Origin of the sequence: Microbacterium sp. JAI119, from assembly GCF_013410135.1 — a bacterium.
Taxonomy (GTDB): Bacteria; Actinomycetota; Actinomycetes; order Actinomycetales; family Microbacteriaceae; genus Microbacterium; species Microbacterium oxydans.
Map to the genome: position 1 here is coordinate 529,507 of NZ_JACCCK010000002.1, position 20,363 is coordinate 549,869.

A 20,363-nucleotide genomic window follows, 5' to 3' on the forward strand; every position below is an offset into this window, starting at 1 on the left:
GGCACTCCGACATCCCCGGGCGGGCGGTTCTAGACTCGTCCCATGAGTGCATCCGGAGGCAACAAGGCCATCGTCGCGGCGTTCCTGGCGAACATGGGAATCGCCCTCGCGAAGTTCATCGCCTGGGCGCTCTCCGGCTCCGCCTCGATGCTCGCCGAGGCCATCCACTCCGTCGCGGACTCCGGCAACCAGCTGCTCCTGATGTTGGGCGGACGCAAGGCTCGGCGCGAGGCCGACCGCGCGCACCCGTTCGGCTACGGTCGCGAGCGCTACGTCTACGCGTTCGTCGTGTCGATCATCCTGTTCTCGGTCGGCGGTCTCTTCGCGATCTACGAGGGCGTCGAGAAGCTCACGAATCCGCATGAGCTCGACAAGACGTGGTGGTGGCTTCCGCTCGTGGTGCTCGTCATCGCGATCGGGCTCGAGTCGTTCTCGTTGCGCACAGCCGTGCGGGAGAGCAACCTCGTGCGGGAGAAGGGGCAGTCGTGGGTGTCGTTCGTGCGCCGCTCCAAGGCACCCGAGCTTCCCGTCGTGCTGCTGGAGGACGTGGGCGCCCTGACCGGCCTCACGTTCGCCCTGCTCGGCGTCGGCCTCACGCTGCTCACCGGCAATCCGATGTTCGACGCACTCGGCACCGTGATGATCGGTGTGCTGCTGGTGCTGATCGCGATCGTGCTGGGTGTCGAGACGAAGAGCCTCCTGGTCGGTGAGGGCGCGACCCAGGCCGACCACGACCGCATCGTGGATGCGATCAACGCCGGCGACGAGATCGAGAAGATCATCCACATGAAGACCCTCTACCTCGGCCCGGACGAGCTGATGGTGGCGGCGAAGATCGCCCTCAACGCGGACAAGCCGCTGCGGGAGGCCGCCGACGACATCGACGCGATCGAGGCTCGGATCAGGGAGGCCGTGCCGGTCGCGCGGGTCGTCTACATCGAGCCCGACGTCTACCGCCCCGCGATCGACCCGGAGCCCTCGACCGACGTCTTCGTGCTGAAGTCGTCGGACTGAACGGGGACCGCGTTCAGCGCCGCTGCTCGAAGAACGAACGCAGCAGCGCGGTCGCAGCCTCAGCCTCGACGCCGCCGACCACCTCGGCACGATAGGGCAACCGTCGATCGCGCAGCACGTCGTACATCGATCCGGCAGCACCGGCCTTGTCGTCCCATGCTCCGAACACCACGCGACTGATGCGTGCCTGCAGGACGGCGCCCGCGCACATGATGCAGGGTTCGAGGGTCACCACGAGTGTGTGCTGCTCGAGATTCCAGGACCCGACCGCTGCCGCCGCCCGACGGAGCGCCTCGACCTCGGCGTGCCCCGTCGGGTCGTGGGTCTCCTCGCGAGTGTTGCGTCCCTCCGCGATGATCCGGCCTTCGGGATCGAGGACCACCGCTCCGACCGGGATCTCGGATGCCATGGCCGCTTCGCTGGCGAGCTCGAGGGCACGCGTCATCGCGCGTCGGTCGGCTGCGGTCATGCGTCGAGCCTACGACAGCCGTCGAGCCCGGCCCGAGTCCCGATGTCGTGCCTGACCGCGTGGCGCATTACCCTGTATTCATGCGTGTTCACGTGGCCGACCACCCTCTCATCACTCACAAGCTCTCGGTGCTGCGCGATGCGCGCACGCCCTCACCGGTGTTCCGACAGCTCACGGAGGAGCTCGTGACACTGCTCGCGTACGAGGCGACCCGCAACGTGAAGGTCAGCCCGATCGAGATCACGACCCCGGTGACCACCACGACGGGTGTGAAGATCTCGGAGCCCCGCCCCATCGTGGTGCCGATCCTGCGCGCCGGTCTCGGCATGCTCGAAGGCCTCGTGAAGCTGCTTCCGACGGCTGAAGTCGGCTTCCTCGGCATGGTGCGCGATGAGACCACCTTCGAGCCGACCACCTACGCCGAGCGGTTGCCCGACGACCTGAGCGACCGCCAGTGCTTCGCGATCGACCCCATGCTGGCGACCGGTGGTTCGCTCGCCGCCGCGATCCAGTTCCTGTTCGACCGCGGCGCCAAGGATGTCACGGCCATCTGCCTGCTCGGCACTCCCGAGGGCGTCGCCGCGATCGAGGCGATGGCCGGCGACCGCGACGTGACCCTCGTGCTCGGCGCGCTCGACGAGCGTCTCGACGAGAAGGGCTACATCGTGCCCGGCCTCGGCGACGCGGGCGACCGGCTCTACGGCACGGTCTGATCCTCGGCAGCGTACGACCTCTTCGGCGCGTCTTCCGCCTCAGATGGTGAGGCGGTAGGCGCGCTCATCTCCGTGGTGAGTGAAGCCCGCACGGGCGAGGATGGGCGCTGACGTCGAGACGCGACCCTTCACCAGGGCCGTCTTCGCTCCCCATGCCGCACCCTGCCGCAGTCTCTCGGCCAGCACTGCGCGGTAGGCGCCGCGACCGCGGTGGCTCTCCAGTGTGGATGCGCCCCAGAGCCGCACGAACCCGTCCTCGATCGTGCATCCCCCGGTGCTGACGGCGCGTCCATCGATGCGCGCGAGCACACGGAACCCGGTCTGCGCCTCGAGCGCCGCGGACACCTCGTCGAGTTCGGCCCGGAGACCCTCCTCATCGAGGGGCTGCTGGTGCCACACGGGCACATTGACGCCGTCGAGGTCGCGTACCTGATCGAGGGTACGCACGATCTCGGTGGACACGTCGGACGGCACCTCGACCTCCACCTCGTCGACGGGTCGTGCGAACACCGCCACCGTATCGACGTGCTCTGCCCCGCGTCGCCGAAGCTCGTCCTCGACGTCGGGCCGATCGGAAGGATTCGTCCAGAACGTGAACTGCGAGGCGCCCCATGCTCTCGTCCGCGCCAGTGCGCCATCCACCACGTCGACGGCCGACAGCGCGGAGTCGACCTGCGAACCTCGCACTCCCCCGCCGAACCGTGCAGGATCCCGCACGAGGAGCAGATGCTCGCGCTCGTGCTCACTGTCGCGGGGGAACCACACCCACGCTGCCGCGGCGCGCATGATCTGGTCGGTGGTGTGGGCGCTCACTCGGCCGCTCCGACGAGCCGGGCGAACGCGCTGAGCCTGGCGACGCCCTCAGGCGTATACGGCAGGTCGTCGAGCAGCGCGGGCGAGTGGATCAGGTAGGCGACGACCTGTGCTCGGGAGATCGCGACGTTGAGGCGGTTCTGGAGCAGCAGGAACTCCGGACCGCGCGGCGCATCCCGACCGCTCGACGCCGCGAGCGAGGTGATGGAGACCACTGCCTCCTTGCCCTGGAAGTTGTCGACCGTGCCGACAGGGACGTCGGGGAAGCCGGCGTCGGCGAGCGCGTCGAGCACCAGCTGACGCTGCGCGTTGTAGGGCGTGACCACGATGACGTCGGACTGCGCGAGTGGTCGCGTCGACGCCTCGGGGTCGTTGTCGGTGAAGACCCGGCCGACCAGATCGGCGACCAGGCGGACGACCTCTGCCGCTTCCTCGGGCGATTGCGTCGCGTTTCCGCGGTGGCGCAGCGGGATGACATGGAGACCCACGTCGACACCCTCGAGCGACCGGAGTTCGGTTCCGGGTGCCGAGGCGAGCTGTCCCGCGTAGGCGAGCTTCGACACCGGAGCGGCCACGAAGGGGTGCATCCGCCACGACCGAGCGAGGAAGTAGCCGTACTCGGGCCGCACGACCGGATCGCCGTCCATCACCCAGCCGAGAGCGGACGTGTCCACCGGTTCGGGGTGGGCGCCCTGGCTCACCTGCGGGAGCTGCTGCGGGTCGCCGAGGAGCAGCAACCGTTTCGCTCCGGCCGCGACCGCGATCGTCGAGGCGAGCGAGAACTGCCCCGCCTCGTCGATCACGAGGAGATCGAGCCCGGCCCGTTCGACGCGCTGGGTGTTGCTGAAGTCCCAGGCCGTACCGCCCACGACCGCGCCCTCACCGGCGTGCTCGGCGAGGAAGGAGGCCATGCCGTTCTTCGGGATCACGGTGTATGACGGGTCCGCATCGGGATCCTTCGGCGCCTTCGCCACCTGGGCGGGCGAGACGCCGTCGGCGACGATCCGCTCGAGAAGCGTGTCGATGATGGCGTGCGACTGCGCCACGACGCCGACCTTGAAGCCGTGCTCGTTGACCAGACGCGCGATCACGCGCGAACCCGTGTAGGTCTTCCCCGTCCCCGGAGGGCCCTGCACGGCGAGGTAGCTGTGATCGAGGTCGAGCACTCCGCGCACGATCGCATCGATCGTGTCATCACCTGCTTCCGGGAGCGCGCCGCCCGAGAAGGTGCGCGGGGGCAGTCGGCGCAGGATGTCGGTGGCCGCATCCTGGGGGAAGCCCGGCGCGGCCAGGTGCACCGCGTCGGCCCACTCGTCGATCGCGCCCTGCAGCGACACCACCCGAGGCGGAGCCGCCGGAGTGAGCGCAAGCGGCAGCTCATCCCAGGTCTGTCCCTGCACAGCCGCTTCTGTGACGAGGTAGCCGTCGTCGAGCACCTCGGCGATCGTGACCGTGTGCGGTACGTGGACGGCGCGTGAGGGCACCTCGGTGTCGAACGGGGCTGGCACCTCGTACAGCGCGAACGGCTGGGCACCGGGACCGAGCGTGGTGCCGGGTGACACCTCGCCGCGGATCTCGATGTCCCTGGACATCACTCTCCGCCCCTCGATGATGCTCCACTCCCGGACGACCGATGACGACGGACGGTCTACCCGCACCACATCACGCGTGCCGTCCCACATCGTGACCGGTTCGCGCAGCCTCTGGAAGTGCGACACCCAGAAGCTCTTCGCTTCACGGGGGAAGTAGTCGATGGCCGCGGCCGCGATGCGGTGCACCTGTCCGTCGCCGCCTGCCTCCACGGCGCGCTCCGCATCGGCGAGGAGCGCGACCGATCGGGGAGACGGCTCATAGATGACCTCGTCCGCGTCGTCGGGGGGCGCCGGCGTGACGCCCTTCTCCCTCGCGATGTCGATCAGCCAGTTGCGCAGGCGCCGTGTCGAGACGCAGTCGTAGCGGTTGTAGTCGGCGAGGTCGGCGAGGACCGCGTCTGCTTCGGACCGCTGCCCGGCCGCGGCGAGCTCGCGGGCCGCGACGTACTGCACGATCGAGTCGTCACCCTTCTGCACGTCGCTCGTCCGGACGTCGTCGCCCATGTAGAGCGGCTCGAGCTTCTTGATCGAGTACGACCGGGAGCCCACCCTGACCGTCCGCAGCACGAGCGGATACAGATCGACGAACACCCCTTCACGGAGCAGCCGATCGACCTCGCCTTCGCGCACTCCGTGCCGCGCTGCCATGGCCACGAGATGCGAGGTCTCGTACGGGGCATAGTGATAGATGTGCATTCCCGGATGCGCCGCTCTGCGGGCATTGACGAAGTCGAGGAACGTCTCTAGCGCCCGCTTCTCTTCGGCGAACGTATGCGCCCACAGTGCCGAGTACTGGTCGGCGTTGTCCACCCAGCCGAAGAGGTAGTCGATCCCCCAGTGCGCCTCGCCGTCGGGAGCAGGCTCGGTGTACAGCGGGTCGCCCTCGAAATCGAAGAAGATGTCGCCGTGGCTGGGGAGCGGGAGCGTGTGGATGGCCTGCGCGTAGTGCACGTCGAAGGTCGGCACACCCTCGGTGTCAGCCCGCAGCTGCAGGCGGGCCTGGGCACGGAGCGTCTCGAACGTATCGGCGTTCATCCCCGTCGGCGCCTCGATCGCGCCGGCCAGGGCGTCGATCGTCTCGATGCCTGCAGCCCGGAGCCGAGCTCGCTGCACCGGACGCATCCGCGCCACCATCAGCAGGTCCCGGTGTGCGAGCACCTGCTCCTCGCAGGTCGCGCAGCGCCCGCAGGCGACCACCTGGAGGTCACCGCGATCGTCGCCCCAGGCCAGAGGAGCGCCCGCGGCGCCGTCGGCGATGCGGCGATCCGCGATGAGGGCGCGCAGCCTTGCCCTGCGCACCTGGAACAACGGGAGCAGATCGTCGACGGCGTGCGTGCTGAGCGTGCCGTCTCCGAGGATCAGGTCCACCTCGTCGGAACGGGAGATCCGCAGGCGGTCGAGCTGGTCGACATATGCCGCGAGCTGCATGAGAGCTGTCACACGGGCTTTGCGGGCGAGCTTCGAGTCCTGCACACGCCAGCGCCCCTCATCGTCTTTGCGCAGGAAGTCCGCGAACCCGACGAACTCGTCCGTCGCGAAAGCCGCCTGGAACACGACGAGCGCATCCGAGCGCAGTGCAGCCACCGTCTCGTCGACTGCCGCAGCGAGCGCTTCCGCGTCGACCGAGGACACCTTCTCGATGCGGTGCACGTTCTCGTCACCGAGATCGTGGATGTACCGGTCGAGCACGTTCTGCTCGTGCACGTCGCCGAGCTCGGCCGCGCGCTTCAGAGTCGCATCCTCCGGCTCTTCGACGGCGGGGACGCGCCCCAGCTTCGCGTCGATCGCCCGGGCCCACGCGAACTCGCACTCGGCGGCCGCCTTGAGGTCGCTCGCGCTCCAGATGACGCGTTGCGCCTGAGTGTCGATCCGCACGATGCTCCCGTTCTGTCGGATGCTTCGACACTATCCGCGGCATCGGACACAGGCGAAAGCGGACGGCTCCTCGACGCGCGGGTTCAGCGCCACCAGGTGTCGTCGGGCGTCACCGGGAGGTGTCGCTTGTGCTGCGTCGCGAGATACCTGGCCTCGATGCGACCGGCGACCTCAGGATCGACCTCGCGCCCCTCGAGGAAGTCGTCGATCTGCTCGTACGTGAGGCCGAGTTCGTCCTCGTCGGCGCGTCCGGGCTGGCCGTCCAAGAGATCGGCCGTCGGCACCTTGAAGGCGAGTCGGTCCGGAGCGTCGAGGAACTGCAGCAGCGAGCGTCCCTGCCGCTTGCTGAGCCCGGACAACGGGAGGATGTCGGCAGCGCCGTCACCGAACTTCGTGTAGAAGCCGGTCACCGCCTCCGCCGCATGGTCGGTGCCGATCACCAGCAGTCCGTCGTGACCGGCGAGCGCATACTGCGTGACCATGCGGACGCGAGCCTTGATGTTGCCGCGGTTGAAGTCGCTGATGTCGCTCGTGACCGCGAACTCGATGTCCTCCTCCACCCCGTCGACACCGTTCTGGATGTTGACCTCGACGGAGGAGTCGGGCGCGATGAACGCCAGCGCGGCTTCCGCGTCTTCGGCATCGTGCTGAACCCGATAGGGCAGACGCACCGCGAGGAACTTCGCCTCGCCGCCCTCGGCGCGCACACGCTCCACCGCGAGCTGTGCCAGACGGCCGGCCAACGTGGAGTCCTGCCCGCCCGAGATCCCGAGCACGAACCCCTTCGCTCCGGTGGCACGCAGGTAGTCGGCGAGGAAGCCGATCCGACGATCGGTCTCGGCCTCAGGATCGATCTCGGGCCTGACGCCGAGGTCTTCAGAGATCTGCTTCTGCAACGACATGTCATCCTCCGTCTTGTCCTCGACCAGTATCGCCCCTGCGTGTTACGTCCGGGTGACACCGCGGCGTTCGCATGCTCCTGCCAGCGAAGGCCTGAGAGAATGGACCGGTGAAGCTCCTCGTCGCTGCCCTCGATTCCGAACTGTCCGCATTCCCGGAGGAGCTCGACGGCTTCGACCGACTCGTGACCGGCGCCGGAAAGCTGCCGGCCACGTACGGCCTGACCCGCGCACTCGATGCCAAGGTCTACGACGAGATCGTGGTGGTCGGAACAGCCGGAGCCATCGAGCCCGGCCTCGAGGCGACCGTCCACGAGGTCGGCAGCGCGTTCCAGCACGACGTCACCGACCTCGACGGCGTTCGCGGGCAGCACGTCTCACTGCCTGCACGCGTCTCCACCGGACGCGACGGCGTGTTGATCGCGACCGGTGACCACTTCGTCGAGGACGCCGAGGTCACCGCCGTGATCCGCCCCTCCGGTGCTGCACTGGTCGACATGGAGACCTACGCCTTCATCTGGGTCGCCGAGCAGTTCGGTGTTCCGATCCGCGTGTTGCGTGCGGTGTCCGACCAGGCGGAAGACGGCGCGCTGACAGACTGGCGCGAGGCCGTCGCCCGCTGCAGCGTGCAGCTGCGCGACGTCATCCGCAGCGAATACGGCGTCTGACGCGCGACAGGCGGATCGCACTGGCCCGCGTCAGCGGGCGTCGATGATGCTGGGGCCGTTGGGCAGCGCTCGCACCGTGAGCTGCGCGGGGATCTGCTCCTGCATGGCCTCGACATGGCTGATCACACCGACGGTCCTGCCGCCCTGACGCAACTCATCGAGTGTGCGCATGGCCACGTCGAGAGTGTCACCGTCGAGGGAACCGAACCCCTCGTCGATGAAGAGGGTGTCCAAGCGGATGCCGCCCGCGCGTGCCGTCACGACCTCGGCCAATCCCAGCGCCAACGCGAGTGACGTGAGGAAGGTCTCACCTCCCGACAACGACTGCGGTGGTCGGGTCTGGCCGGTGAACGCGTCGAACACCACGATGCCGAGTCCGGAAGCCGCACCGCGGGCCGCGAGCGCGTCGGAGTGCCGCAGCTGATACCGCCCGGTGGACATCTCGTGCAGCCGACGGTTGGCCGCCTCGACGATCTCCTCGAGCTCTGCTGCGAGGACGAACGTCTCCAAAGTCATCTTGCGGGTGTTGACGCCCCTGCCCGCGATCGTGTCCGCGAGGTTCTGCAGCACCTCGAACTCCGCGGCCTCGTCGGCGCTGCGAGCCTGCTCGATCGCGGCAGAATCGATCAGCCCGCCGAGCCGTTCCGCGGTGCCGGCGGCCTTGGCTGCCTCGTCGACCGCCGTGGTCCAGAGGCTACGAGCTTCCGCTGATGCTCGTTCGGCCGGTGCCAGGTCGATGGGCTCTTCCGGCAGGGTGCGGAGTTCGAGGTCGAACAGCACGGCCCGCTCCTTCTCCCGTTGCACCGCGTGCTGCGTGATCCGCGCGTCCAGCGCTTCCTGGACTGAGAGCGGGCGCAGCGCCTCTTCCGCTGCTGCCTCGTCAGCGAACACGGAGTCCGCGAGACCGGCGTCGCGCTGTGCCTGGGCGCCGACGAGGGCCTCGGCCCTGCGCACGCGCTCGGAGATCGCCTGGCTCAGCGCACGCGCAGCCGCGACCTTGACCTCGTTGTCCGCCAGCCGTTCGGCGACCGTGGGGAATGCAGCCCGCGCCGCGGCGATCAGCTCCTGTGCCTCCGTGCGACGTTGACGCAGGACGGCATGCTGTTCGCGTGCCTCCGCCAAAGCCCTCGCGTCGTCTTCTCGTTCGGTGTCGAGATGCTCGAGCCGCGTCACGAGGTCCGCGAGCTGCGTGTCGAGCGCGGTCAGCGTCTCGACAGCCGCGCGGCTGTCCGCGAGAGCCGCAGCGGCCTCCTCGTACTCGGTCTCGGCACGTTCGACGTCGCGCCCGTCGGCGCGAGCGGTGGCGGCCGCGAGTTCGGCGCGGAGCGCAGAGGATCTGGATGCCAGCTCGCCTTCCCGCCGGGCCGCGGAGTCGCGCGCTTCTTCCGCGACGGCGATGTCCTCCGGCGAGACGGGATCGGCGTGCGTGGCCGGCGCAGGGTGCTCGAGCGAGCCGCAGACCGGACAGGGCTGTTCGTGTCGGAGCGTCGACGCGAGTTCTCCCGCCATGCCGTCCGTGCGGCGCCGGCGCAGCTCGGCCAGCGAGGACTGAGCCGCCGCATGCAACGCCGTCGCCTGCGTGAGCTCGACGTCTACCGAGAGCTCCGCTGTCCGCAGCCTCTCCGCCTCCCGCGCCGCCACGCGACGTGCGTCTGCGGTCTCCTGTGCCGCCCGTCTGTCCTCCACCCGATCTGCCAGGCTCCGCGCCGCGTCGCGCGATGCGTTGAGTGCGGCGACCTCTTCCGGCAGCGCGGCTCGCTTCGCATCGGCGGCCTGGATGCGTGCGGTGGCGACCGCGACCGCCTCCTCGGCGGCGCGCACCTCGGCGTCCAGAGCCGGTGCGCTCTCCTCGAGTTCCCGCGCCCGCTGCCAGGCGCCGATCTCCCTGGTGCGCTCCTGCGCCCACGCCTCGAGGTCGTCGTCGACGGGAAGCCCCATCGCCTGCCCGGTCACGCGGGCGTTCTGCTCCTCCAGGCCGGCAGCCTCGAGCGCTCCAGCCGCTCGCGCAGCGGCGGCGATCATCGGACGAAGCGACTCGGCGGCGCGCGACGCGGCGAGCTCGGCACGGGCGTGCTCGATCGACGGCGCCTCGGCATCGAGGCGTTCGAGGGCGGATCTGGCTCGATCGCGTTCCTGCTGCGCGCGTCGTTCCTCTCGGGCGATGGCGAGTTCGGCGTCGGCAGCGGTCGACTGTTGCTCGGCATCGGCGCGATCGGAGGCACGACGCTCCGCACGGTAGTCGGCGCGAGCCTTCGCCCGCCGGAGGGCCTCCAGCCGCTCGTCGATCGACGCGGGAGCCTGCGACGTCTCCGCCACGGTGTCATCGCCGTCTCCCGACAGCCCGCCGGCGACCACGAGGTTCTCGGCCTCGTCGATACGCGCCTCGACGGCGGCGAGACGACTGCCGAGCACTTGTTCGGCCGCACGGCGACGATCGTCGAACCGCGCCTGCACGTCTTCGAATCGTTGCGTTCCGAACAGCCGCCGCAGCAGTGCCTGGCGATCGCGGCTGCCCGCGAGCAGAAACTCCGAGAACCGGTTCTGTGCGAGCAGGATCACCTGCAGGAACTGCTCCCGACTGAGCTGAAGGATCTCATCGAGCTCGCCGGCTACGTCGACCGCCCGCGCGGCACGGCCGATCCATCCACTGTCCGTCCACTCGTCGAGCGACACGGTGGCCGCCTGCTTGGTCATGCCACCACCGCGCTTGGCCGGGCGCAGGTACTCGGGCGAGCGCGTGACGCGGTATCGACCGGCCGGCGTGCTGAACTCGACGACCACCTCTGAGGGATCGTCAGGCTCGCAGTGATCGCTTCGGAGGCGTTTCTCGCCGCCCTCGTATCGAGGCACCCCGCCGTACAGGCCGAAGCACACCGCATCGAGGATGCTCGACTTGCCCGCCCCGGTCCGTCCGGCGATCAGGAAGATGCCGTCGTCGGCGAAGGCGTCGAAGTCAACGGTCTGTCGCGACCGGAACGGGCCGAAGCCTTCGACCACCAGACGATGAAGACGCATCTAGACGAGCGCCTCGGCACGCACCCGCTCGTCGAGCACCGCGCGGATCAGCTCGCTCTCGGCCTCTGTGGGTCCGTGCCCGGCCCGCACGTGCTCGAGGAAGGCATCGATGCGGTCGGCATCGGTGACAGCGGTGCGCAGCCGCTGCACATAGGAGCGCTCGTCGACCTCGGCGGTCACCTCCGGCTGGTGCTGCACCATGGCGCAGTACGGGAAGCTCTCGCGAAGACGCCGCATGGGCTCGCGCTGCGGCACCGCATCGGTGTAGACGGCGCAGACCCAGTCATCCGCGTGCTGCGCGACCAACTCGGTGGACAGGATCTCGTCGAGCGGGCCGGTGAGGGTGACGAGCCGCCGAGGCACCGGCAGTTCCATCCACTCCACGCCGGCGAGTCCTTCGGCGTCGATGTCGACGAGCCAGCAACCACGGGGCTTGTGCTGCTCTCCGAAGCTGTAGTGCAGAGGCGCGCCCGCGTAGCGCACGCGGTCGCTGAGCTGCTGGCGTCCGTGGATATGGCCGAGCGCCACGTAGTCGGGTCCGTCGAACACGCTCAGCGGCACGACGTCGAGACCGCCCTGTCGCACCTCGCGCTCGAGCCCGGCGGTCGCGTCGACACCCGCGGCGAAGCAGTGCGCGATCGCCACCGCTCGGCCTCCGCGCTGGTCCATGCCGGCGCGGACCAGGTCCATCGCATGCGCCATGGTCTGCGCCTGCGTGCGCAGCTGACGCCCGGATGCATCGCCCTCGGGCCAGTGCTGACGCACGATGGCCGGCTCGAGGTAGGGGATGCCGTAGAAATGCACCGGTCCGTGGTCATCGGCGATGGTCACCGGCACACCCACCGCGAGGGGGTCTGTGAGCACGTGGATGCCCTCGCGGAGAAGGCGCGCCTGGAACCCGAGTCGTGCGGCGGAGTCGTGGTTGCCGCTCGTGACGATGACGCGGGCGCCCGTCTCGTGCAGCGCCACCAGCGCATCGCCCAGCAGCGTGTATGCCGCGCCGGACGGGGTGGCGGAATCGAAGACGTCTCCCGCGACGACGACCACGTCGACCGCATTGTCGCGAACCTGCGCGGTGAGCGACTCGAGCACCTCGGCGAGAGCGTCCATGGTCGAATTGCCATGGAACGTCCGGCCGATGTGCCAGTCCGAGGTGTGCAGGATCCGCATACTCACACGGTACGAACCCCCTCCGACATTCCGTCCGAGGCGTGCCGTGCGCGGCCCGCACCCGGCGCGGAGGAGGGAGCGGAAGGTCCCCTGACCCACCCTCGCCACGACGATCGGCACGCGGTGATGCGAGATGCGTTGTGCACCTTCACCTGTGCGGAGTGCAGGGCTGCGCGATGCGAGATCAGGGCTGCCCTCCGCCCGACAGGTGCCGGCTTGCCCCGCCGGCTGAGGGTTGTGCCCGCTTCGTCGTGACTACCGACTCCCGCTCTCCTCCTCGAGATCGTTCGACCAGTTCGCCTGCTGGATCCTGTTGTCGAGCTCACGCAACTCCTGCGCGACGGCGTCGGCGCGCGAGCGCAGCTGTGAGACGGGGAGTGCGGAGACCTGACGCAGCTCCGAACGCATCTGGCGGAGGAACTGGTCGTTGGCCCCCGAAGCGGCGGCTGCCGCATCCGTCAGCACGGAGTGCCGAAGACGGAGCACGTCGCGGGAGGCCAGCGCGTCGGTCATGGTGCCGTCCGCACCCAGATGCAGTCGCGCGTTGGTGGCGTTGATGCGGCGGATGAGGTCGCGCAGTTGCGTCAACGCCGCGTCGACCTCGACGATCAGGGCGGCGGCATCCTCCGCCGGTTCCTCGCCCTCCTGGTAGCGGGCGTTCGCGACGATGCGCGCCCGCAGCTGCTCGATCCGGCGCTGCAGGTCGGCGCGTGCGGTGAGGGCCTCGGCGAGTTTCATGACGTCATCCTCGCAGGGGCGCGGCGTAACAGTTCGTCATACGGTCGGAGAGTCAGCGAGTACGCAGCAGGCCGGCGCGCTCCGGGTGGGCGGCGAACCAGTCGGCCACGTACCAGCACACGGCATCGACCTTGCGATCGCCGCGCTCCTCGATGTCGGCCACCGCACCCTCGACGACCTTCCCCGCATAGCCGTTCCCGCGGAAAGTCGGGATCGTGAAGGCTCGGGTGAGGGCGATCGTGTGGCCGTCGTCACGGTAGTCGAGCACGCTCACGAGCTTGCCGTCACGCATGAGCGTGTAACGCGAGGCGTCCTTCTCGTCGGTCAGGATGAAGCCGCCGACGGTGTGCGAGATCGTCATTGCAACCACGTTACGCCCGTCAGGGACGCCCGGGCGTTTTGACATGAGACGTCACGATCGGACATAATCCCCCCATGACTACCAACGCAAGCCCCTCGTCCGCCCAGGAGGCGAACAGGACTGCCGGGATGATGATGCCCGGTCGCGTTGGCATGTGTTGCCGAATGTGTCGCTGAACGAACAGCCACCCCGCCTGACCTGAACCCCTCGCCATCTGCGAGGTCAGTGTCACCGAGCATCCACCCTTTGCTCGATTCCCGGCTCCGCCGGTCATTCATGCAACGCATCAGAGCCCCTTTCGGTCCGGGCTCACGTCCTGAGGACTTCATCATCATGTCGAACACCGCACTTCTCGAGCGTCCCGCCACCACCGCCGCCGTCCGCACGCAGCCCGAGACCGCCGCGCCGCTCTCTCCTGCCGGAGCCGACCTCCCCGCCGTGCGCTCACCCCGTGGCTTCGCCCTCTACGTGGGCCTGGACGAGATCAAGGCCGCAGAGGCCGGAGTCAGCCTCCCCCTGCTCGTCGATGCCCTGCGTCGCACGCTCGCCGAGCTCGCGCCGGGAGCCGAGACCCACGCCACTGTCGCCCTCGCGCCCCACGGTTCGGGAGGGCGCGACCTCGACGTCGTGCGCCTCGCACTGCAGGAGCCGGGCGCGATCGCCCGCACCAAGGCCGCCGCCGAGGAGGAGACCACCGACGAGGAGAGCGGCGTCACGGTCGACATCTCCCGCAAGCGTGTGCTGATCGACGGCGAGTCCGCAGCCTTCACTTACAAGGAGTTCGAGCTGCTGCAGTACCTGGTGCTGCGCGAGGGACGCACGATCGAGCGCAGCGAACTGGTGTCAGCGCTCTGGCAGGCACAGGACGACGAGACGCCGGGCGAGCGCACGATCGACGTGCACGTGCGCCGCCTCCGGGCGAAGCTGGGTCGCTACGAGGACATCGTGCGCACCGTGCGCGGAATCGGCTACCGCTTCGATCGGCACGCCGACGTCGTGATCCGCTACGGTCACGGCACGCCCTCGCCCGACCGGTTCTGAGCACCCAGGACTCCGGTGTCAGGACCGGAGCGTAGGGTGGGCGCATGACTCTGACGGCCGACCCCGCTGAGGCAGGAGCCGCTCGCTCGGAGGCCCCTCGAGAGACGGTCTACCGACCGCCGCACGAGCTCGATCTGCGCAGCACCGTGGGTATGCTCCGACGCGGTGGCAACGACCCGACGATGGTCATCGACGGGCCGGTCATCTGGCGGGCGATGCGCACGCCGCTCGGACCGGCCACCCTGGCGCTGCGAATGATCGGCGGCGAGGTGCGCGCGACGGCGTGGGGCCCCGGATCGGGTTCGGCCCTCGAGCTCGTCCCCGCCCTGTGCGGGGCGCACGACGACGCCGGGGACTTCGATCCGTCGCATCACCCCCTCATCGCCGATTCCGCGCGGCGGCATCCGGGACTGCGCCTGACCCGCACCGACGAGGTGTTCGACGCGCTCGCGTGCGCGATCATCGAGCAGAAGGTGACCGGCATGCAGGCCTTCGGCGCGTGGCGCTGGCTGGTCAGCCGCTTCGGAACGCGCGCGCCGGGACCGACGCCGCGCCCGATGTTCACCGCGCCAGCACCTGAGCAGTGGCACCGGATCCCTTCCTGGGCCTGGCACAGAGCCGGAGTCGAGCCACCGCAGTCTCGCACCATCGTGCGTGCGGCTGAACGCGGAGACCGCATCGCCCGCGCCGTACGCACGGCCTCCACAGGGGCTGATCGCGATCGGGTGCTCACGAGCCTTCCCGGCGTGGGGGTGTGGACATCGGCGGAGACCCGCATCCGCTCGCTCGGCGACCCCGACGCGGTGAGCGTCGGTGACTACCACCTCGCCCACCAGGTCGGCTACGCCCTGACCGGCACTCGCACCGATGACGACGGGATGATCGAACTCCTCTCCCCCTGGTCCGGGCAGCGGCAACGCGTCGTGCGCCTCATCCACGCCAGCGGTGTGCAGGAACCGCGACGGGGTCCTCGCCTCGCACCGGAGGACCATCGCCGCCGCTGACACCGGCACCTATGCTGGTGCCATGTCCCGTTCCATGCTGCGCATCCTCGTCACCGTCGGCCTTCTGATCGTCGGCGTCGTGATCGGGCTGATCTTCCAGAACGTCTGGCTCGGTGTGCTGCTCGCCGCGATCGTGTGGCTGGGCTGGTTCCTCGGGTACGAATCGCGGCGCGGCAACAACGCCGGCGTCAACGACGAGGACCACGGCATCGAGCTCTGACCTCGATCCCCTCGCCCGTGGGAACGCGGCACAGCTCAGTAGCGGCACAGTTCAGTAGTAGACGGCGAGCGGCCCTGACGGACCGTCGACAACGCGCACGGGAGTGTCGAAGACCCGTGTGAGGACGTCGTCCGTCATGATCGCGGCCGGCGCCCCGAACTCCACGACGGCTCCATCCTTCATGGCGCAGATGTGGTCGGCGTAGTGGCTCGCGAAGTTGATGTCGTGCAGCACGATGACGATCGTGCGTCCGAGCTCCTCCGACGCGCGTCGCAGGTGCTTCATCATCTGCACCGCATGCCGCATGTCGAGGTTGTTGAGCGGCTCGTCCAGCAGCACGAACTCGGTGTCCTGCGCGAGGACCATCGCGACGTAGGCGCGCTGGCGCTGCCCACCGGAGAGCTCGTCGAGATACCTGCCCTCCAGCGCGCCGAGGTCGAGGAAGTCGATGGCTCGACTGATGATCTCCTCATCCGCGCGGTTCAGCCGACCCTTCGAATGCGGGAAGCGCCCGAAGCCGACCAGTTGACGCACGGTGAGGCGCGTGACGAAGTGGTTCTCCTGGCGCAGGATCGACACGACCTTCGCCAGGTCCTTCGACTTCGTGGAGGCCACATCGAGTCCGGCGATCTCGATGGCTCCGGCGTCCATCCCGCTGAGACGCCCGATCATCGTGAGCAGAGTCGACTTGCCTGCACCGTTCGGACCGATGAGAGCGGTGATGCCGCCGGCGGGGATCTCGAGGTCGACGGGGCCGATCGCGACCTCGCTGCTGTAGTCCCGGCGGACGCCGTCGAGTGCGATCACAGCCTGCCCTTTCTGAGGATGACGATGAGGAACACGATGCCGCCCACGAGCTCGATCAGGATCGACACCATGCCCTGCGCGTAGAAGATGTTCTTCATCACGAAATACGCCCCGGCCAGGATGGTGAAGGCCGTGAGCACGGCGACCGGGAAGATCAGCCGGTGATCATGGGTATCGGCGAACTGGTACGCGAGCGTCGCGACCAGGAAGCCGAGGAAGGTCATCGGCCCCACCAACGCGGTCGAGGTCGCCATGAGCACGGCGACGAGGAACAGCACGATGAACAGCTCGCGCCGATGATCGACGCCGAGTGAGCGCGCGGCATCCGGACCGAGTGCCATCAGGTTGAGCCGGCGCGAGCGCAGCCACAGCAGCCCCGAGGCCGCGACCACCAGCGGGATCGCCAGCGGCAGGTACGAGGGATCGGCGTTGGACACGTTGCCGAACAGACGCGCGGCGAGCACGTCGAACTCGCTGGGGGTGAGCAGACGCTGCATGAAGGTGGCGATCGCGCCGAGACCGCCTCCGATCACGATGCCGACGAGGAGCATGATCTGCAGGTTGCCGTAACGACCCGAGAGCAGCCAGCCGTAGAGCGCCACCGCGAGGCCGACCATGATCGCCACCTGGATCGCGAACTGCCCCACGCCCTGGATGGCAACGATGCCCGCCACGCCGAACAGATACACGGTCGAGGTCTGCACCACCCGGTACAGCGACTCGAAGCCCATGATCGACGGCGTGATGATGCGGTTGTTCGTCACGGTCTGGAAGCTCACCGTGGCGACGGCCTGAGCGACGGCGACGAGCGCCATCACGGTCACGTCTGTCGCCCGGTGCTGAGCGATGCGCCAGAAGCCCGCGGAGCCGACGGGCATGGGATTCGCCCACGCGAGCAGACCGAAACCGGAACCTGCGGCGAGGACGATGAGGATGCCGAGCACGAGGAAGTACCGACGCCGCGCCTGCGGGGTCGTGAAGGAGCCCGCCGAACGGAGCCCTCCGGCAGTCGCCGCGTCGCTCATCGCGGCGCGCATCACGCCGCTAGCCACGTCGACGCTGCCTGAGCAGGAGGAGCACGAAGACCACGGCGCCGACGACCCCGAGGATCAGCGAGACCGGGACCTCGAAGGGCATGATGATCGTGCGCCCGATGATGTCGCAGACCGTGACGATCCCGATCCCCAGCAGACACACCCAGGGCAGGTTGCTGCGCAGATCGTCGCCGCGCACCATCGAGACGATGTTCGGCACGATCAATCCGAGGAAGGGGAGATTCCCCACGACGACGGTGACCACGCCGGTGGTGACCGCGATCAGGACGGTGCCGAGCAGGATGATCCGGTTGTAGTTCACCCCGACGTTGGTCGCGATCTCTTCGCCGAGTCCGGCGATGGTGAGTCGATCGGCGACGATGAAGACGATCACGCCGATGATGGCCACGATCCAGAGCATCTCGTACTGGCCGCGCATCACCGAGGTGAAGCTGCCGGCGAACCAGACGCCGATGATCTGCAGCGAGTTCGTGGCCAGAGCGAGGTAGGTCGAGAGAGCACCCACCACGGCACCGAGCATGATGCCGACGATCGGGACGATCAGGGATGATCTGAGCGCCACCCGCCGCAGGAACGCGAAGAACACCATGGTGCCCACGAAGGCTGCCAGTACCGCACCGGCCATCCGCAGCGGGAGGGACGGCTGCGGCACGAGGATCATGACGGCGAGGAGGCCGAGCCCTGCCCACTCCGTGGTACCCGTCGTGGTCGGCTCGACGAAGCGGTTCTGGGTGAGCAGCTGCATCACCAGTCCCGCCATGGCCATCGAGGCGCCGGCCAGGACGAGGGCGACCGTGCGCGGGATACGTGTGATCTGGAACATCTGCGCGCCGTCGTCCGCGCCGGCGATGTCGTACACACCCGTGAAGAGCGAGATCACGAGCAGGGCGGCGACGACGAGCACGCCGATGAGCAGCTTCACGTCGAAGAGCCGCCCGGCGTTGCGGGGCGGCGAAGCGATGTCTGTGGAGACCATGGTGGTGCGGCGGCGGCATCCGGATCACCCGGATGCCGCCGCGTCAGCTCAGTTCTTCGCGCTCTTCTCGAGGGCGTCGGCGAGGTCGTTCAAGAACGTGGTGTATGTCTGGATGCCCTCGTTCAGGTAGGTGTCTGTCGGCATGTAGACGAGCTGCTTCTCCTTCACGGCGGTGACCGAAGCGAGGGCTTCGGAGCTCTCGAGGATCTCGGCCGCCTGCACGTAGTCGGGGGTCTCAGCGGCGAACACCGCATCGCGGTCGAGCACGAGGATCCAGTCCGGGTTCGAGGAGGCGATGGCTTCGACGGAGATCTCGTCGCCCTGGTGGTCGTCACTCGCATCGTCCACCTCGAGAGCGGGCGTGAGTCCGAGGATGTCGTAGATCGGTCCCAGCGATCGGCCGACGGTCGGCGCGAGGTAGCCGATCTGGCCTCCCGACGTGTTGACGGCCATCACGGTGTCGGCGTCGTCGTATGCGGCCTTCGCGCGCTCGACGGCGGCATCGAAGTCGTCCACGAGCTTCTTCGCCTCGTCCTGCTTGCCGAAGATCTCGCCGAGCACCGTGACCTGGCGCTTGAGCTCCTCGTCGAAGGGCTCGCCGTCACGCGGCTCGAGGTCGACGATGGTGGCGTCGGGGACGAGGTCCGCGATCGCCGCGTTGTGCTGCGTGAAACGCTGGCCGCTGATGATCAGGTCGGGCTCGACGGCGACGACGGCTTCGAGGTTCGGCTCGCTGTGCAGGCCGATGTCGACGATCCCGTCGTCCTTCACATACGACACGGTCTCCGGCATGAGTGCCACGGCCCCGGCGGAGAGCTCGACGCCCCAGTCGGAGAGCGTCTGGAAGGTGCGGTTGTCGAGGGCGACCACCGATGCGGGTGGGGTGGCGATCTCCTTCGTGCCCGTGTTGTCCTCGATCGTGACGGTGGCTGCTGCCGGTTCGGTCTTCTCCGTTTCCTCCGAGCCTCCGGAGGTGCACCCGGCGAGGGCGAGGAGGCCGACGAGAGCGGCACTCGTAGCGGTGAGGGTTCTGGGCACGGACATGGAGAGACTCCTGTTCTGCGGGATCGGCGCGCACACGATGGGCGCCGGGGCGACGCACGGGGATCACCCGCGTCGTCTCATTTAGGTTAGCCTTACTTTATGAGCGATACGAAATCCGGTTTCTCGATCGAGCGTCGCGGCCTCGAGCTGCGCTTCCGCAACGTCACACTGAGCGCGCGTGAATGGCTGGCGCCGGACTTCGTGCGGGTGCGACTGACCGGCTCGGATCTCGCCGGCTTCGATTCGCCCGGTTCCGACGACCACATGCGCCTGTTCTTCCCCGCGGGCCCGACGGATTCCGTCGAGGAGCTGCGCGCCTCCCCCAGCCGCGAGTACACGCCGCTCGCCTGGGGCGACGACTGGCTCGACGTCGAGTTCGCGGTGCACGGCGACCAGGGAGTCGCCGCCCCCTGGGCGGCGAACGCGCCCCTCGGATCCACGATCGGCGTCGGCGGCCCCCGCGGGGCGGCCGTGCTGGTCGGCGAGCCCGGATCGTGGCTGCTGGTCGGCGACGAGACGGCGATCCCCGCGATCCGACGGTTCGCCGCGCTCATCCCCGACGGCACTCCTGCACGCATCGTGATTGAGACGGTGAACCCCGGCCGAGAGGTCGAGGTCGAGGCCCCGGTCGAGGTCGAGTGGCTGCACCGGGGAGAGAAGCCCTCCGGCTCCGCCCTCATCGCCTTCCTCGAGGGGCTGACGGCCGATGACACGGTCGGCCTCGACCCGTTCGTCTTCGTCGCCGCCGAGCAGTCGATCGTCAAGCCGGGCAGGGCACTGCTCGAACGGTGGGGCGTCGACAGTGCGAAAGCAGTCGTGAAGGGGTACTGGAAGCGCGGCGAGGCGGAGTACCACGCGCCGCACTAGTGCGACGTCGGCCGTTGCTGGG

Annotated in this window: 19 protein-coding genes; 7 read left to right on the top strand and 12 right to left on the bottom strand. The window is 68.7% G+C overall.

Going from position 1 to position 20,363, the window contains the following annotated elements:
• Positions 1–42 precede the first annotated feature (42 nt).
• The gene (locus HDC31_RS13525; RefSeq protein ID WP_058630457.1) at positions 43–1,014 is read left to right on the top strand and encodes a cation diffusion facilitator family transporter; all 972 of its coding nucleotides are present in this window, start codon (positions 43–45) and stop codon (positions 1,012–1,014) included.
• 13 nt (positions 1,015–1,027) lie between these two features.
• Here HDC31_RS13525 and tadA read toward each other — a convergent pair whose 3' ends face one another.
• Positions 1,028–1,483 (bottom strand): tRNA adenosine(34) deaminase TadA, encoded by a 456-nt coding sequence (gene tadA, locus HDC31_RS13530; protein ID WP_058630456.1) that lies wholly within the window; start codon positions 1,481–1,483, stop codon positions 1,028–1,030.
• A gap of 80 nt (positions 1,484–1,563) precedes the next feature.
• Between tadA and upp the strand changes: the two genes are divergently transcribed.
• On the top strand, positions 1,564–2,196 hold the full coding sequence (gene upp / locus HDC31_RS13535) for a uracil phosphoribosyltransferase (RefSeq protein ID WP_021198071.1): 633 nt from the start codon (positions 1,564–1,566) through the stop codon (positions 2,194–2,196).
• 39 nt (positions 2,197–2,235) lie between these two features.
• On the opposite strand, the gene HDC31_RS13540 is transcribed toward upp, so the two are convergent.
• The 3 genes from HDC31_RS13540 to nadE form a co-directional block, all read right to left on the bottom strand.
• Positions 2,236–3,009 (bottom strand): hypothetical protein, encoded by a 774-nt coding sequence (locus HDC31_RS13540; protein WP_113680959.1) that lies wholly within the window; start codon positions 3,007–3,009, stop codon positions 2,236–2,238.
• Positions 3,006–6,476 carry a bifunctional RecB family nuclease/DEAD/DEAH box helicase gene (locus tag HDC31_RS13545; RefSeq protein ID WP_113680960.1) on the bottom strand — a complete coding sequence of 1,157 codons (3,471 nt, stop codon included), beginning with the start codon at positions 6,474–6,476 and terminating at the stop codon, positions 3,006–3,008. Before HDC31_RS13545 ends, HDC31_RS13540 begins: the two co-directional genes overlap by 4 nt.
• Before the next feature lie 83 nt (positions 6,477–6,559).
• Positions 6,560–7,378 (bottom strand): ammonia-dependent NAD(+) synthetase, encoded by an 819-nt coding sequence (nadE, locus tag HDC31_RS13550; protein ID WP_061015528.1) that lies wholly within the window; start codon positions 7,376–7,378, stop codon positions 6,560–6,562.
• A 107-nt stretch (positions 7,379–7,485) separates the two neighbouring features.
• Here nadE and HDC31_RS13555 point away from each other — a divergent pair, with 107 nt between their 5' ends.
• On the top strand, positions 7,486–8,043 hold the full coding sequence (locus HDC31_RS13555; protein WP_046747291.1) for a nucleoside phosphorylase: 558 nt from the start codon (positions 7,486–7,488) through the stop codon (positions 8,041–8,043).
• Between the two features lie 30 nt (positions 8,044–8,073).
• Here HDC31_RS13555 and HDC31_RS13560 read toward each other — a convergent pair whose 3' ends face one another.
• The 4 genes from HDC31_RS13560 to HDC31_RS13575 all read right to left on the bottom strand — a co-directional run bounded on the left by HDC31_RS13560 (position 8,074) and on the right by HDC31_RS13575 (position 13,327).
• The gene (locus tag HDC31_RS13560; RefSeq protein ID WP_179516207.1) at positions 8,074–11,058 is read right to left on the bottom strand and encodes an AAA family ATPase; all 2,985 of its coding nucleotides are present in this window, start codon (positions 11,056–11,058) and stop codon (positions 8,074–8,076) included.
• Positions 11,059–12,228: an exonuclease SbcCD subunit D gene (locus HDC31_RS13565; RefSeq protein ID WP_179516208.1), complete on the bottom strand. Its 1,170-nt coding sequence runs from the start codon at positions 12,226–12,228 to the stop codon at positions 11,059–11,061.
• Positions 12,229–12,483: 255 nt separating this feature from the next.
• The gene (locus tag HDC31_RS13570; protein ID WP_046747288.1) at positions 12,484–12,966 is read right to left on the bottom strand and encodes a DIP1984 family protein; all 483 of its coding nucleotides are present in this window, start codon (positions 12,964–12,966) and stop codon (positions 12,484–12,486) included.
• Between the two features lie 52 nt (positions 12,967–13,018).
• Positions 13,019–13,327, bottom strand: a complete 309-nt coding sequence (locus HDC31_RS13575) for a GNAT family N-acetyltransferase (RefSeq protein ID WP_058630449.1) — start codon at positions 13,325–13,327, stop codon at positions 13,019–13,021.
• Between the two features lie 333 nt (positions 13,328–13,660).
• Here HDC31_RS13575 and HDC31_RS13580 point away from each other — a divergent pair, with 333 nt between their 5' ends.
• From HDC31_RS13580 to HDC31_RS13590, 3 genes are read left to right on the top strand one after another with little or no spacing between them, the layout of a single operon-like run.
• On the top strand, positions 13,661–14,368 hold the full coding sequence (locus HDC31_RS13580) for a winged helix-turn-helix domain-containing protein (RefSeq protein ID WP_058630499.1): 708 nt from the start codon (positions 13,661–13,663) through the stop codon (positions 14,366–14,368).
• A 44-nt stretch (positions 14,369–14,412) separates the two neighbouring features.
• A complete protein-coding gene (locus HDC31_RS13585) occupies positions 14,413–15,372 on the top strand; it encodes a DNA-3-methyladenine glycosylase (protein WP_113680085.1) in 960 nt (319 codons plus the stop codon).
• A gap of 22 nt (positions 15,373–15,394) precedes the next feature.
• Positions 15,395–15,592: a hypothetical protein gene (locus HDC31_RS13590; RefSeq protein ID WP_021198082.1), complete on the top strand. Its 198-nt coding sequence runs from the start codon at positions 15,395–15,397 to the stop codon at positions 15,590–15,592.
• A 51-nt stretch (positions 15,593–15,643) separates the two neighbouring features.
• On the opposite strand, the gene HDC31_RS13595 is transcribed toward HDC31_RS13590, so the two are convergent.
• The 4 genes from HDC31_RS13595 to HDC31_RS13610 are packed head-to-tail and all read right to left on the bottom strand — an operon-like array spanning position 15,644 to position 19,474.
• Positions 15,644–16,399, bottom strand: coding sequence for an ABC transporter ATP-binding protein (locus HDC31_RS13595; protein WP_046747285.1), 756 nt, complete (start codon positions 16,397–16,399; stop codon positions 15,644–15,646).
• On the bottom strand, positions 16,396–17,424 hold the full coding sequence (locus HDC31_RS13600) for an iron chelate uptake ABC transporter family permease subunit (RefSeq protein ID WP_046747428.1): 1,029 nt from the start codon (positions 17,422–17,424) through the stop codon (positions 16,396–16,398). The genes HDC31_RS13595 and HDC31_RS13600 overlap by 4 nt, the downstream gene beginning before the upstream one ends.
• Before the next feature lie 19 nt (positions 17,425–17,443).
• A complete protein-coding gene (locus HDC31_RS13605; protein WP_046747284.1) occupies positions 17,444–18,430 on the bottom strand; it encodes an ABC transporter permease in 987 nt (328 codons plus the stop codon).
• A gap of 48 nt (positions 18,431–18,478) precedes the next feature.
• Positions 18,479–19,474, bottom strand: a complete 996-nt coding sequence (locus HDC31_RS13610; RefSeq protein ID WP_058630446.1) for a siderophore ABC transporter substrate-binding protein — start codon at positions 19,472–19,474, stop codon at positions 18,479–18,481.
• Positions 19,475–19,573: 99 nt separating this feature from the next.
• On the opposite strand from HDC31_RS13610, the gene HDC31_RS13615 reads away from it, so the two are divergent.
• Entirely contained in the window at positions 19,574–20,341 is a 768-nt protein-coding gene (locus HDC31_RS13615) for a siderophore-interacting protein (protein WP_141370430.1), read from the top strand.
• The last annotated feature ends 22 nt before the right edge of the window (positions 20,342–20,363 follow it).

What these genes read in the sequence shown, in the direction of transcription:
- HDC31_RS13585 (WP_113680085.1), top strand. Translation starts at nt 14,413, where the DNA reads ATGACTCTGACGGCCGACCCCGCTGAGGCAGGAGCCGCTCGCTCGGAG.
- HDC31_RS13565 (WP_179516208.1), bottom strand. Translation starts at nt 12,228, where the DNA reads ATGCGGATCCTGCACACCTCGGACTGGCACATCGGCCGGACGTTCCAT.
- HDC31_RS13610 (WP_058630446.1), bottom strand. Translation starts at nt 19,474, where the DNA reads ATGTCCGTGCCCAGAACCCTCACCGCTACGAGTGCCGCTCTCGTCGGC.
- HDC31_RS13575 (WP_058630449.1), bottom strand. Translation starts at nt 13,327, where the DNA reads ATGACGATCTCGCACACCGTCGGCGGCTTCATCCTGACCGACGAGAAG.
- HDC31_RS13590 (WP_021198082.1), top strand. Translation starts at nt 15,395, where the DNA reads ATGTCCCGTTCCATGCTGCGCATCCTCGTCACCGTCGGCCTTCTGATC.
- HDC31_RS13560 (WP_179516207.1), bottom strand. Translation starts at nt 11,058, where the DNA reads ATGCGTCTTCATCGTCTGGTGGTCGAAGGCTTCGGCCCGTTCCGGTCG.
- HDC31_RS13600 (WP_046747428.1), bottom strand. Translation starts at nt 17,424, where the DNA reads ATGAGCGACGCGGCGACTGCCGGAGGGCTCCGTTCGGCGGGCTCCTTC.
- upp (WP_021198071.1), top strand. Translation starts at nt 1,564, where the DNA reads ATGCGTGTTCACGTGGCCGACCACCCTCTCATCACTCACAAGCTCTCG.
- nadE (WP_061015528.1), bottom strand. Translation starts at nt 7,378, where the DNA reads ATGTCGTTGCAGAAGCAGATCTCTGAAGACCTCGGCGTCAGGCCCGAG.
- HDC31_RS13525 (WP_058630457.1), top strand. Translation starts at nt 43, where the DNA reads ATGAGTGCATCCGGAGGCAACAAGGCCATCGTCGCGGCGTTCCTGGCG.
- HDC31_RS13605 (WP_046747284.1), bottom strand. Translation starts at nt 18,430, where the DNA reads ATGGTCTCCACAGACATCGCTTCGCCGCCCCGCAACGCCGGGCGGCTC.
- HDC31_RS13615 (WP_141370430.1), top strand. Translation starts at nt 19,574, where the DNA reads ATGAGCGATACGAAATCCGGTTTCTCGATCGAGCGTCGCGGCCTCGAG.
- tadA (WP_058630456.1), bottom strand. Translation starts at nt 1,483, where the DNA reads ATGACCGCAGCCGACCGACGCGCGATGACGCGTGCCCTCGAGCTCGCC.
- HDC31_RS13580 (WP_058630499.1), top strand. Translation starts at nt 13,661, where the DNA reads ATGTCGAACACCGCACTTCTCGAGCGTCCCGCCACCACCGCCGCCGTC.
- HDC31_RS13570 (WP_046747288.1), bottom strand. Translation starts at nt 12,966, where the DNA reads ATGAAACTCGCCGAGGCCCTCACCGCACGCGCCGACCTGCAGCGCCGG.